Below are 13,465 nucleotides of genomic sequence, written 5' to 3' on the forward strand. Positions count from 1 at the left end.
CCTTCTTTCTGCCGTCTTCCAGGCATCCGGGCTATGGAGTCGCCGGAAGCGGGTCTCGGCTGTGGATAACCTCCGGCGGGGAGGTCGGGTGATGCAGGATGCCGGGATGGTGCTCCGACTCAACCCCGATCATCCGCTGGTCTGGCGCACGCCCTCCTCCTTGCAGTTCGGGGTGGAGGAGCCCGTGCTCGAGGTCGACCCCGTCTCGCCCGAGCTCGAGGTGGTGCTGGGGCTGGCCACCGCGGGGGTGTCGCGACCGGTGCTCGACGCTCTCGCCTCGGCTCGGCGGATCGGGCCTGAGCGCGTGGGCGAGGTGGTCGACGAGCTGCGGGAGGTGCTGGGCGACCCGCACCCCGCGCACCCGCTGCTCGGCCGTCGCATCCTCCTCGACGGCGGAGGTGCGCCCGCGGTGGCGGTAGCCAACCTCCTCGAGCAGCTCGGCGCCCACGTAGAGCCCGCACCCCCGGCCGGCACAGAACTCCGCCCGGCAGCCCCCACCCCCACAGCCGCGGCGGGGGGTGGGGTGGATCTGGTGGTGGTGCTGGCGCATTACGCGACGGCTCCGCGGCGGGCGGCGGTGTGGTTGCGGGCCGATGTGCCGCATCTGCTGGTGGAGTTCGGGGATCGCTCCATCCGGGTGGGCCCTGTGGTGGTGCCCGGTCATGGGCCGTGCGCGATGTGCCTCGAGCTAGCGCGCGTCGATCGCGATGCGGCCTGGACGGCCATCGCCACGCAGGCAGCTGGCCGCATCGCCCCGTCGGCGGATGCGCTGGGGGCTGCCACCGCTGCGGTGCTCGTGGCGCGGATCACCCTTCAGCAACTCGAGGTGCCCGCGCACCGCAGCCCGTGGCGGCGCCGCGCCATCCGCGTGCGCCGCCCCGGATTCGAAGCGCTCGGGTGCGTGGTGGGCGGAGGCGTGGTGGTGGAGACGCTCAGGGGGCATCCGCGGTGCGGATGCCGGTCTCCGTGAGGAAGCGGGAGGGGGCGCGCTCGCCTGTGCGGCGCGATCCGATGGACGCCCAGGAGAGCGCGAGGCGTTCCCGGGCGCGCGTGATGCCCACGTAGAGCAGCCGGCGCTCCTCATCCACGCCCTCGAAGCCGCTCGCATGACCGATGGGGAGGAGACCCTCCGAGACGCCGATGATGAACACCACCGGCCACTCGAGCCCCTTCGCCGAGTGCAGCGTGGCGAGGGTCACCGCGCGCATCGTGGGCTCGTGCTGCGACGACTGGCGGTGCATGAGCTCGTCGGTGAACTGGCGGAACGTCGTGCCGGCAGGCATCCCCTCGGCCAGGCCCATGAGTGCGTTGAGCGATTCCCAGCGATCGCGCACGGCACCGGTGCCCTCCGGCGGATCCTGCGACCAGCCGCGCGTGCGCAGCACGTCGCTCACCGACTTGAAGAGCGGTTCGTCGCCGATCGAGACCGAGGCCGCACGCAGCTCCATCACGGCGTGCTTCACGTCGGGCTGGTCGAAGAAGCGCGTGGCCCCCTTCACCTGCACGCTCACGCCGACCGCGCCGATGGCCTGCTCGAGCGCCGCCGACTGCGCGTTCACGCGGTACAGCACGGCGATGTCCTGCGGAGCGGTGCCCGATCCGATGAGCCGGGAGATCTCGGCGGCCACCCCCTGCGCCTCGTCGATGTCGTGCCGATACGCAGTGATGACGGGCGCCGGGGTGTGAACGCCGGCGGCGGCAGAGGGACTCATGAGTGCGTCCGTGTCCGCGTCTGCGCCCGCATCGGCGTCCGCGTCGGCCGCGGCGGCATGCAGCGTGAGCGCCCCGGGGCGGCCCCGCATGAGTCGGTTGGCCGACGCCACGATCTCGGGCGTCGACCGGTAGTTCTGCTCGAGCATCACCACCGTGGCGCTCGGGTACTGCCGCTCGAACCCGAGCAGGAAGTCGGCGCTCGCCCCCGCGAACGAGTAGATGGTCTGGCTCGCATCACCCACCACGCAGAGATCCTGCCGGTCACCGAGCCACAGCCTCAGCAGATGCTGCTGCAGCGGCGAGACGTCCTGGTACTCGTCGACCACGAAGAAGCGGTACTGCTCCCGCACCTGGATGGCCACCGAGGGCTCCGTCTCGATCATGCCCGCCGTCACGAGCAGCACGTCCTCGAAGTCGAGCTGGCGGCGCTCGTCCTTCAGCTGCTCGTACCGCTCGTGCAGCGCGAGCATCTGCTCCACCGAGAGCGACGACGGCAGGGGGCGCGAGCTGCGCGCCTTGAGCTCGTATTCGGCCACCCCGAGGTTGGCGACCTTCCTCCACTCGATCTCGCCCGCCACATCCCGCAGCGTCGCGGTGTCGAGCCGCAGCCGCAGGGTCTCGGCGGCCTGCGCGATGACGCGCGCCTTGTTCTCCACGATCTTCGGAGCCTCGCCGCCGATCACCTGCGGCCAGAAGTAGTTGAGCTGGGCGAGCGCCGCCGAGTGGAACGTGCGCGCGGCCACACCGCCCGCGCCGAGCGGGCGCAGTCGCGACCGCAGCTCGGCCGCCGCGCGCGAGGTGAAGGTGAGCGCCATCACGCGGTTGGGCGAGTAGACGCCGGTGGCGACTCCGTACGCGATCCGGTGCGTGATGGCCCTCGTCTTGCCCGTTCCCGCCCCCGCGAGGATGCAGACCGGGCCGAGCAAGGATCGCGCGGCCACACGCTGCTCGGCGTCGAGGGCTTCGAGCAGGTCGTCGGCCTCGCTCACACGCGCCCCGGCTTCGGTGCGGGCGCGGCCGGAGTCGCAGGCGCAGTCGCGGTCGCAGGAGAAACGGGAGTCGCAGTCGCAGCCGCAGTCGACTCGAGCTCGGGCAGCGGCCCGCCGAACCAGCGCTCGATGATGGCGCGCGCGATCGACGAGGCACCGGGCAGCAGCACACCGCTCTCGGGATCGGCGATCTCGTCGCGGGTGAACCAGCGCAGCTCGAGGATCTCGTCCCCATCCGGACGCAGCACGGCGGGGTGGTCGGCCGACACGGTCGCGAGGAACCCGACCATGAGCGACGCCGGGAACGGCCACGGCTGCGACCCGAGGTACTGGGGGTCGTCGATCACGACCCCCGACTCCTCCTCGATCTCGCGGATGGCCGCCGCCTCGAGCGACTCCCCCGGCTCCACGAAGCCCGCGAGCAGCGAGAAGCGGTTGTTCGCCCACAGGGCGTTCGAGCCGAGCAGCAGCCGGTCCTGGTCGTCCACGATCCCCACGATCACGGCGGCGTCGGTGCGCGGGAACAGCTCGATCTGCTGCACCGTGCAGCGGCGCACCCATCCCCCGCTCTCCACGGTGGTGGCGGCCCCGCAGCGCGGGCAGTGGGTGTGGGTGGCGTGCCAGTTGACCATGGCGAGCGCCTCGGTGAAGACGCCGGCCCCCGAGTCGTCGAGGTCGGCGGCCACGAGCCGCAGGTTGAGCCACACGGGATCCGGATCGCCGGCGTCGCGGGCAGCGGCGGCGAGGGCCTCGGCCTGATCGTCGTCGAGCGAGATGGCGAAGACGGGAGCGCCCGGCGCGAGGCAGTCGCTCGAGGCAGGATCGAGTTCTCCAAGCGCGAGACCGAGGTAGAGGCGGATGCCGTCGGCGAGCACCGCCTCGGTCACCGATGCCGGCAGGGAGGCGGTCGGCACGAGCGCCACCGCGGGTCGCACACGGCTCGTGGGCTTGTGGCCGAAGCCGTCCCAGCCGTCCGGATCCGCGCCCGTCGCCGCGAGCGCAGCGCCGTGGTGCAGCACGAGCACACGTGATTCGGGGCTCGACCACCTGGCGTCCAGCAGCGCCTCGTCGCGACGCGCAGCGTTATCCCGATCGATCCGATGCCGGGAGAGCGGGAGGGAGGACTGGAAAGCTCGAGACATGGTTGACCAATCGTGCGTGGCGGAAGCCGCAGCCGGGCGGCACCGCCCTAACCTAGGGGAATGGCGCGATCCCACCTCACTCTAGCCGCGCTCGCGACCTCGGCCGTCGCGGGGGCAGACATCGTCACCACCCGAGCCCTGACGTCGTGGGCGGGTGGCCGTTTCGACTCCGCCGTGGTGGCCCTGCGCTCCGGCGAGGAGTACGTGGTGCGTGTTCCCGTGGGCCCCGAGGCCGAAGCCGAGCAGTCGCGCGACCTCGTGGCGCTCAACGCTCTCACGCCCGGCGTGCGCTCCCGGCTGCCCTTCGACATCCCCGCCTACCTCGGTCAGGCGCCCACGGGCGACACCAGGGCCGTGGTCTACGAGTACATCCAGGGCCGACCGGCCTCGCTCGACGACATCGGCGGTGAGCAGAGCGCCTCCGACTCCATCGGTCGCGCCATCGCCGCCGTGCACTCGCTGCCCACCTCGGTGGTGTCGGATGCCGGGCTGCCCTCGAACACCGCAGCCCAGATCGCCGCCACGAGCAAGAAGCTCGCCGACCGCGCGGGTGCCTCGGGCAAGGTGCCCCAGGCGCTGCTCACGCGCTGGGCCATCGCGCTCGACGACAGTGCGCTGTGGCAGTTCCAGCCCACGGTCGTGAACGGTGCTCTCGCACCGGAGTCGTTCCTCGTGGTGGGAGATCAGGTCACGGGCGTGATCGGCTGGCAGAACCTGCGTGTGGGCGACCCCGCGCTCGATCTGTTCTGGCTCAACTCCGCCTCGAGCTCCTCGAGCGCCGAGCGTGTGCTCGCCGCCTACGAGGGTGCGCTCTCGAAGCCCGCCGACCACCAGCTGCAGAAGCGCGCCCGGCTCTACGCCGAGCTCGAGATCGCCCGCTGGCTGCTGCACGGCGTGGATTCTCGCGACGAGTCGATCGTGGCGGATGGCGAGAGCATGCTCGCTGGCCTCGCAGCCACGGTGCAGAACGACCTGCTCAACCCGCTCTCGACCGACACCGGGCAGGTGCTCGCGGTCGAAGACGTGGAGGCGATGCTCGATCGCACTCCTGTGCCGAACCGCAGCTACAGCCCGTCGACGTCGGCCGGAGCGCCGCACGCGAACCGGATCGCCGAGGACTAGGCAGCATCCGCGGTGCCGTGTGCGGCCCGCGCGCCGGGCTCTGCTTCAGGGCTCGGCTCTGGCGCTTGGCTCAGAGGGCCGAGTCGCGGAGCAGCTGTTCGAGCTCGACCGCGCTGAAGAGCCGTTCGGGGCGCACGACCGCATCGTCGGCCACGAAGTAGAACGAGGCGTCGACCCGGTTCTCGTCGATGCCCTTCCAGCGGGCGTAGGCGAGGCGGTAGAGGGCAAGCTGCAGCTGCTTGAGCTCGAGGTCGGCGGCGTCGCTCGGCGCCTTGCCCGTCTTCCAGTCGACCACCTCGAAGCGGTCGCCCTCCTGGAAGATGGCGTCGATCTTGCAGACCACCACGCGCTCGGCGAGCACGAGGTGCACCTCGACCTCCACTTCCACGGGCTGCCGGGCGGCGTAGGGCGAGCGCTCGAAGATCGCGATGAGCTCCTGCAGCCGGCGCTCCTCGGTCGCCTCGAGCGACTCGGGTGGGGTTGAGGATCCGGCATCCGCGAGCGCACCGGCATCCGCGATCGGCTCCTCATCTGCGATCGGCTCGGCATCCGCGTTCGCTGCTCCATCCGGATCCGCGACTGTCGCGGCATCCGTCGAACCCAGCTCGACGTCCATCGGCTCCAGCTCGTCGTCGAGCGGCTCGAGCTCGTCGAGGTAGGCGTCGAGCTCGTCGAGCCCCAGGAGCGCCGACTCCCCACCGCGGTACCGGTTCTCCACCCACGAGTGGAACCGCGTGCCGAGTCGCGTCTGCCGGAACGGCCGCTCCGGCATGGGCCGCTGCAGGCTCCGCGCGACCTTCTGCGGGTCGGAGACGTAGTCCTTGAACCGCGACGCCGGGATGCGCACGGGGATGTCGAGCACCGGCTCGGCCCCCCGCGCCGCCCGCTCGGCGAGCAGCACCTCGATCTCGTGGTCGTAGGGCGTGCGCGCGTCAGGATCGGCCGCCACGACCGCCGCGGCCGCCATCGCCACCCGGGAGCGTCGCCCGCCGAGCGGATCCCGAGGCCACACCACCCAGCTCTCCGCCTCGGCGAGCGGGTTCTCCTCGTGCTCGGGAGCCTCCGGCAGCACGCCCTCGGGGATGACGCCGCCGGCTTCGAGCTCGCGCAGGTAGAGGCCGGGGCCGCGCGGCTTCTTGACGCTCGTCGTCCAGAACGATCCCGAGAGCAGCAGCTCCGACTTCGCCCGCGTGACTGCCACGTAGATGAGGCGGCGCTGCTCGGCGGCGTAGTGCTCGCTGTTGGCGGTGCGGAACTCCTCGAGCGCCGCCTTCACCTCGCCCTGCGTCTCGGCGGCCCGCCAGCCGAAGAACGGCAGCTCGGCCGAGTCGCCGCGGAAGTCGTAGGGCAGCTCGCCGAAGCTCAGCCAGCCGAGCCGCGACATCGGCTCACCGGGCAGCTCGCCCGCCACCATGCGAGGGATCGCCACCACATCCCACTCGAGACCCTTCGCGCCGTGGATCGTGAGGATCTGCACGGTGCCCGGCTCCGGCTCCTCCGAGCGCGGCTCGAGCCTGTCGCGCTTCTCGGCCTCCTCGAGCCACGAGAGGAACTCCCCCAGGCCGGCGGCGGGGTCGAGGGCGAGGAAGGAGGTGAGCTGCTCGGCGAACGCGTCGAGCGCCGCCCGGCCGGCGGTCGCGTGGGGGCTCGCGAGCACCTCGATGTCGAGCAGCAGCTCCTGCTGCACGAGGTCGACGTAGTCGATGAGGCCGAGGCCCGCGCGCGTGCGGAGCGCTGCGAACTCGGCGGCGGCCCTGCGCAGTCGCTCCAACCCGATCTCGCTGAAGCCCACGAGGGCGCCGTGCTCGGGCGAGGCCGTGGCGAGGAAGTCGAGGGCGTCGATGACCGAGCGGTCCTCATCGGCCACCACGGATCCGCGGATGCGATCCGCCACTTCGGCGTCGAGCTTCTGGAAGCGGTGGTCGCGCTGGGCGATCCACGAGGCGAGCGCTCTGAGGGCCATGAGGTCCTTGGTGCCGATCCGCCAGCGGGCGCCGCCGAGCACCCGCAGCAGGTCGGGCCCGGCCGTGGGGTAGTAGAGCACGCGCAGCATCGAGACGAGGTCGGCGACCGCCGGCTGGCCGAGCAGACCGCCGATGCCGAGCACGTGGTACGGGATGCCGCGGGCGTCGAGAGCGGCCGTGAACGGCTCGATCTTCTTGACCGAGCGGCAGAGCAGGGCGGCCGAGCGGGTCGCGCCGTCGGCATCCTTCACCGCGAGCTGGGCGGCGAACCAGGCGGCGACCTCCTGCGCCTCCTCGGCCACGGTCTCGCGGAAGGCGACCGCGAGCGTGCCCTCCCGCACACCGGGCCGCGGGCCGAGCTGCTCCACGGGCACGCCCGAGGTGGCGGAGAGCGGATGCACGAGCGCGTTGGCGGCGTCGAGCACGATGCGCGGGTTGCGCCAGCTCGTGGAGAGGGCGTACGGATGCGCGCCGGCCCGCGCGGGATCGGTTGCGAAGTCGTGGTTGAAGCGGGCGAGGTTCGCCGCGCTGGCTCCGCGCCATCCGTAGATCGACTGGTGCGGATCGCCCACGGCCATGACGGCCTGCTCGCGGAAGAGGGTCGAGAGCAGGCGGGTCTGCACCACGCTCGTGTCCTGGTACTCGTCGAGGAGCACCACCCGGAACCGGTCGCGGTACTCCCCCACCACGCGCGGCGTGCCCTCCACGATGGCGAGCGCGAGGGCGATCTGGTCGGAGTACTCCACGTAGCCGCGGCGCACCTTCTCGGCCGCGTAGCCCTCCGCGAGATCCACGAGCAGGGGCAGCATCGAGACCTGGCCCACGGCGCGCACGATGTCGGCGAGCACACCCTTGGTGCGCGCGGTGCCGGCCGGCAGGCCCACGAGGTCGCCGAACCGCTCGGCGTAGGCGATCACCTCGGCGGGTCGCACCACGTTCTCGGCGAGCGCGCGGCTGAGCGCGAGCACGGCGGAGGTGACGACGTCGACGGACTTGTCCATCTCGCGCAGACGTTCATCCTGACTCGCCACCACGACCGTGCGGGCGAGCTGCCAGGCCGAGGCCTCGCTCAGCACGGCGGCCTCGCCCTCGCGGCCGATCACGACGGCGTTCTCGCGGAAGATGCTGTTGGCGAAGGCGTTGTACGTGGCGATCGTGGGAGCGTCGAAGGGGTCGAATTCGAGGTCGGTGATGCGGGCGTCGGCGAGCTGCTGCAAGCGCTTGCGGATGCGTTCGGCGAGCTCGCCGGCGGCCTTCCGCGTGAAGGTGAGGCCGAGCACCTCGGGCACCCGCACGAGACCGTTGGCGATGAGCCAGACCACGCGGTTCGCCATGGTCTCGGTCTTGCCGCTGCCGGCGCCTGCCACCACGATGCGGGGGTCGAGCGGGGCTTCGATCACGGCCCGCTGCTGCGCCGTGGGCGGCGGCAGCTCGAGCAGCTCCGCGATCCGCGCCGCCGACAGCAGAGGCCGCTCCCCGCCGGCAGCACCGCGACCGGCACCCTCCCGAATCGCGTCTTCCCCACCCATCGCGTCACGCTCACCCCGCGAGCCATCCGCATCCGGCGCGTCATCCCCACCCGGCGGTCGCTCAGCAGCGGGCGGGCGCTCCTCAGCCACCGGCGGCGGGGTGGCGGGCGTGGGTGGGCGGAAGGCCTCGGGGCGGTCGAGGTCGTCGAGGTCGAAGAGGGCGTCGCTCATTCGGAGACCGCCTTGATCAGCTGGATGCGGTACTCGTAGCGGTTCTGGAAGTCGCGCTCCTCGGGCTCGGCCACCCCGCGGAACGTGGCAGCCGCCATCCCCTCGGCGACGGCCTCGATGCGCGAAGCGATCTCCCCGAGCTCCTCCTCACCCAGCGCCTCCTGCCGACGCACCGTGTACCGAGAGTCCCTATCGCCCTTCGCCACGTACAGCAGCTCCGCCCCACCCACGACACCCCCCACGAACGCATCGGCCTCAGCCCCACCCGCCACACCCTCCTTGATCGCGTCGGTCTCCGCCACTCTCGCGGCACCACCCTTGAACACGTCGGTCTCCGCCACGCTCGCGGCACCATTGTCGAGCACATCGGCCTCTGCCACGCTCGCGGCACCCTCCACGGAAGCGTCAGCGTCGGGCCCGCCTCCGGCACCGTCGTGGGGCGCCGCGGAGTCGTTCATGGGTGGGGTAGCAGCGAGCGGATCGGGGTCAGACGCGGGCCGCGGGGGCTCCGGCGGGCGCAGGGCTCGGCGGTGCACCGCGAGCTGGTAGCTCGCGAGCTGGGCGTGGCGGGGCATGTCGGCGCGCGAGGCCGGGTACTTGCCGGTCTTGAGGTCGATCACCACGACCGTGCCGTCGGCGCGCTCCTCGATGCGGTCGATCGATCCGTTCACCTCGGCCCGCCCCTGCCGATAGCGGAAGCCCGCCTCGGCGCCCAGCAGCTCACCGCCCGAGACCGAGAAGCCGCGCAGGTAGTCGGAGAGTCCTTCGAGCTTCGTGGTTAGCGCGCGCCGTTCGCGCTCCTCGATCCATGGTGCCTCGAATCGCAGCTCCTTCCACCGCTCCTCCGAGCGCCGCAGCAGCTCCTCAGGGCTCGGATCGGTATCGGGGTCGGCCGCCAGCTGCTCCATGACGGAGTGCACGATCGTGCCGATCCCCGCCGCGAGGCCCTTCGCCCCGCCCGCGACCTGATCCACGAACCACATGAGCGGCGACTCCTCGAACGCCTCGATGCGCGACGGCGACACCCGCACTACGGCCTCCTCATCGAGCGGGTCGACGACGGGCTCCTCGGTCGACGCCTCGAGCAGTCCGTACCAGCTCTGCGGATGCGCGCCGGGCACGCCCTCCGCAGCGAGCCGCGCGAGCGCCGAAGCGGCCCGCTGATCGCCGTCCTCGGCCAGTCGTCTCCGCAAGTGGCCGGTGAGTCCGCGCAGCGAAAGCGGATGCCGCACCGGCTTCACGGTCTCGGCCTCCGGCGCGAGCGCCAGGAACGCCGAGGGCTGCTCGTCGTCGTTGGCCACCCCGCTCAGCACCGTCACCCGCCGCGACCGCGACACGGCGAGCGCGAACATCCGCAGCTCGTCCGACAGCACCTCCGCCCGAGAGTCCTCGACCCGAGTCCCGGCCCCACCGCCGCTCCCCCTGCGACCGCCATCGCCGTCCCCACCGAGCCGCGCGCCCGCTTCGCCGCCCCGCACGTCCTCCACGCTGCCGCCCAGAGGCACGTCCACCCCCTCGACGCCGCCCGCACGTGTGCCGCCACCTAGATCGGCGGCGCCGCTCGGCACCGTGGAGCCACCGAGCTGGGCGGCACCAGTCATTCGATTGTTCGCGCCATCCCCGAGGCACGAGTCCGCACCGCTGCCGCGCACGTCTGCGCCGCCGGCCAGGCGCGCGTCGAGGGCGGCCTCACCGAGGCGTTGGGCGTGGAGGAGCGAACCGCGGAGGCGGAGGTTCGGCCACACCGACTCCTGCAGCCCCGCCACCACCACCACGTCGACATCCACTCCCACCGCCCCGCTCGGCGTGGTGACGAGCACCGAGTCGGCACGCGACCGCGGCGAGAGCGTGTCCTCGGGCACCTCGGCCGTGAGGAACTCGTCGATGAAGAGCTCGGCCGGCCGATCCGGCTCACGCTCCACGGCGCGGCGGGCGGCGGTGAAGAGGGCGACGGCTCCGTCGAGGTTGCGATTGGCCTCATCGGCGAGGATGCCGGTGCCCGCGGCGAGCGCACCCCACCGGCTGGCGAGCCCGGTGCGCTGCCAGAGCTCCCACAGCAGCTCCTCCACGGTGGCGCCCGCCTCGAAGCTCGCCCGGAGCATCGCGAGCGTGGTGCCGAGGGCGGCGACCCGTCGAGCGGGGGCGGAGTCGATCGTGGTGAGCACGCCCGGCATGAGCACGGCCTCGCACAGCAGTTCGTCGGAGTGCCGGGATCCGCCGTGCGCAAGCTCGTCGTGTCGCAGCGCGAGCCGCAGTCGGCGCAGCCCCACGGCGTCGACACCGCAGAGCGGGCCCAGGATGACCGAGCTCGCCGTCTCGGCCGTCAGCTCGAGCCGCCCGATGCCGAGCGCGAGCCCTTCGGCGAGGTGGCGGGCCGCGTAGTCGTCGCGCAGAGCCTGCACGGCCGAGAGCGTGCGCGTGGGCACTTCGGCGAGCGCGAGCCCGCGAGCGATGGCGGGCACGAGCGATCCCGACCGCACGATCACCGCCATCTGCGACCACTCCGTGCCCTCGAGCAGAAACCGCTCCCGCAGCAGCCGCGCGATGGTGGCGATCTCCGACGTCCGATTCTCCGCCTGAATCCGCAGCACCCGCCCCTCCCGCCCCCGCCCCGCACCCGCACCGTGAGCCGAGATTCCGCTCGCCTGAACCGTGGCGGCGGCTGCGCCTGCGACCCCACTCGCCCGAGGAAATGTCCGACCCGCGTCGGCCGCTCCAGCTGGCGGATCGGCGGGGCCATCCGCCACCGGCGCTGGCACGGCCACTGGGCGCGGCTCGGTGGAGGTCTCTCCTCCCGCCGAAGGGGCTGCCGCGGCGCGCGGTTCGGCGCGGCCAGCTACTACTGCCGCAGGAGCTGCCACGGGGTGGGGCTCGGCGGGGCCCACTTCGACCGACGCGGGGGCTGGGGCGGGGTGCGGCTCGTGGGTGCGGCGCTGGAGGCCCGCGGCGGCGGTGCCGATGCGCTCGGTGACGCGCTGGGTGAGCTCGCGCAGGGCGCCGTGCTGGCGGTAGGTGGTCTGCAGCACGATCGTAGGAGCGGTCGGCACTCCGAGCGTCTGCCCGAGCCGCCCGAGCGCCCGAACATCGGATCCGCGGAACCCCGCCGTCGCCGTATCCGGATCACCGAACGCCACCACCGCGGCCCCACCGCGGGCGTACTCCCGCACGAGGTTGACGGCCCCGACCGAGTACTCGGGAAAGTCGTCAGCCACCACAAGTCGGATCCGCGCGGCACCAGCAGCCACCCCGCCGCCAGGCATCGCCCCTGCAGCGGTCACAGCGGCCTTCGCGCCGGCTGCACCATCTGCCACGTCCGCTTCGTCCGGTCCGCTCGAGCCGTTCGGGGCACCTGGGCCGGCCGCACGGCCGGGGTCGTGGGTATCACCCGAGCGGGGCGGATTCTCGGTGAAGCGGGTGGCGGCGCGGTGCTCGTCGCGCAGCAGGCGGCGGGCCTCGGCCAGCAGCTCGGCGGAGTCGAGGTGAGCGGTGTCATACGACTCGAGGATCGCCTGGTACTCGGCGAAGAACGCCCCAGCGGCCTCCCACTCCGGAATACCGCCCCGCCGCCCGAGTTCGACGAGCGCCGGCGGCGACACTCCGTTCTCGGTGGTTCGCATGAGGAGCTCCCGCAGCTCGGTGCGGAACTCCCGCAGACTCCGCACCTGCGCCGGCAGGCTCTCGGGCCACACCACGCGGGCGGTACCGGTCTGCTCGTCGTCGATGCCACCTTGCAGCAGCTCCGCCACGATCCTGTCCTGCTCAGCCCCAGTCAGCAGTGCCACGGGCCGGGCAGACCCGCCCGCACCCCCGAGCACGCCCGATCCAGGCGCCCCACCCACGCCGGAGCCGCCCCCACGAGCCCCCCGCCGCACGATCTCGAAAGCGGCCGAGTTCGCAGTCCGCGCCAACGGCCCATTGCTCGGAACCCCGAGCCGCAACGCCACCCGATCCCGCAACCGAGTAGCCGCCTGCCGCGAGGGCGCCAGCACCAGCACCTCCTCAGGCGCGAACCCGAGCCTCTGCACCCGATCAGCAACAAGCTCCAACAACACGGTCGTCTTCCCCGACCCAGGCGCCCCCACAACAGCGAAGGACTCCCCCGCCCCGGCAGCCAGAACCTCCCCCTGCCGCCCATCAAGCCCAAGTCCCAACACGCCCCCAAAACTACCTCCCCCCACCGACACCCCGTCCCGAACCCACACGCGCACACCCCCACCCGCACCCGCCCCCGCACCCGCACCCGCAATGGTGCAAAGCACCGAGCCACGCATCACGGCAGGGGTGTCGTGGGGTGGGTCGTCTGTTCGAGTCATTGGCTCGGGACTGGCGGGCGTCCGCACAGCGGACGCGGGAGATGACTCGAACAGACGACCCACCCCACGACACCCCACCCCGAGCGCACCACCCCCGCGCCCGACCCCCACAGCCCCATCCCCAAGCCCCGGCCCCGGCAACGGCAACGGCAACATCCACTCCTGCACAACGACTGTTCGCTCACGGCAACATCCCCACCCCCACCCCGAAGCCAAACCCCGCCCACCGGTGCCGTAACCTGATGACGTGGCCGTGACATCGACCACGAAGACGTTGAAAGGCATTCCTGTGGACATCCGAATCGGCATCGCCAACTCGCCCCGTGAGCTCAACTTCGAGTCGAGCCAGTCCCCCGCCGAGATCGAGAAGATCGTCGCCGACGCGCTCGGTTCGGCCGGCACGCACGTGACCCTCACCGACAGCAAGGGCAAGGTCTACGTCGTGCCCACGACCGCGCTCACCTACGTCGAGATCGGCAGCGAAGAGTCGCGCCGCGTCGGCTTCGTGGGCTAACCTCCGAG

At 72.2% G+C, this 13,465-nt stretch carries 7 protein-coding genes; 3 read left to right on the forward strand and 4 right to left on the reverse strand.

The annotated features are described in order from the left end of the window. The first annotated feature begins 106 nt into the window (after window positions 1–106). Window positions 107–970 (forward strand): hypothetical protein, encoded by an 864-nt coding sequence (locus tag ACEXQC_RS04880; protein WP_374819075.1) that lies wholly within the window; start codon window positions 107–109, stop codon window positions 968–970. Here ACEXQC_RS04880 and ACEXQC_RS04885 read toward each other — a convergent pair. Together ACEXQC_RS04885 and nudC are read right to left on the reverse strand one after the other, a co-directional pair. Next, entirely contained in the window at window positions 933–2,702 is a 1,770-nt protein-coding gene (locus ACEXQC_RS04885; protein WP_374819078.1) for an ATP-dependent helicase, read from the reverse strand. The genes ACEXQC_RS04880 and ACEXQC_RS04885 overlap by 38 nt on opposite strands. Beyond that, on the reverse strand, window positions 2,699–3,844 hold the full coding sequence (nudC, locus tag ACEXQC_RS04890; RefSeq protein WP_374819081.1) for an NAD(+) diphosphatase: 1,146 nt from the start codon (window positions 3,842–3,844) through the stop codon (window positions 2,699–2,701). Before nudC ends, ACEXQC_RS04885 begins: the two co-directional genes overlap by 4 nt. A gap of 60 nt (window positions 3,845–3,904) precedes the next feature. On the opposite strand from nudC, the gene ACEXQC_RS04895 reads away from it, so the two are divergent. Beyond that, window positions 3,905–4,966: a phosphotransferase gene (locus tag ACEXQC_RS04895; protein ID WP_374819084.1), complete on the forward strand. Its 1,062-nt coding sequence runs from the start codon at window positions 3,905–3,907 to the stop codon at window positions 4,964–4,966. 70 nt (window positions 4,967–5,036) lie between these two features. On the opposite strand, the gene ACEXQC_RS04900 is transcribed toward ACEXQC_RS04895, so the two are convergent. Beyond that, window positions 5,037–8,459: an ATP-dependent DNA helicase gene (locus ACEXQC_RS04900; protein WP_445451969.1), complete on the reverse strand. Its 3,423-nt coding sequence runs from the start codon at window positions 8,457–8,459 to the stop codon at window positions 5,037–5,039. 167 nt (window positions 8,460–8,626) lie between these two features. Then, complete coding sequence (locus ACEXQC_RS04905) at window positions 8,627–13,252, reverse strand: PD-(D/E)XK nuclease family protein (protein ID WP_374819090.1); 4,626 nt, start codon at window positions 13,250–13,252, stop codon at window positions 8,627–8,629. On the opposite strand from ACEXQC_RS04905, the gene ACEXQC_RS04910 reads away from it, so the two are divergent. Next, the gene (locus tag ACEXQC_RS04910) at window positions 13,233–13,457 is read left to right on the forward strand and encodes a DUF3107 domain-containing protein (RefSeq protein ID WP_374819092.1); all 225 of its coding nucleotides are present in this window, start codon (window positions 13,233–13,235) and stop codon (window positions 13,455–13,457) included. The genes ACEXQC_RS04905 and ACEXQC_RS04910 overlap by 20 nt on opposite strands. The last annotated feature ends 8 nt before the right edge of the window (window positions 13,458–13,465 follow it).

Origin of the sequence: Herbiconiux liukaitaii (assembly GCF_041927495.1) — a bacterium.
Classification (GTDB): Bacteria; Actinomycetota; Actinomycetes; order Actinomycetales; family Microbacteriaceae; genus Herbiconiux; species Herbiconiux liukaitaii.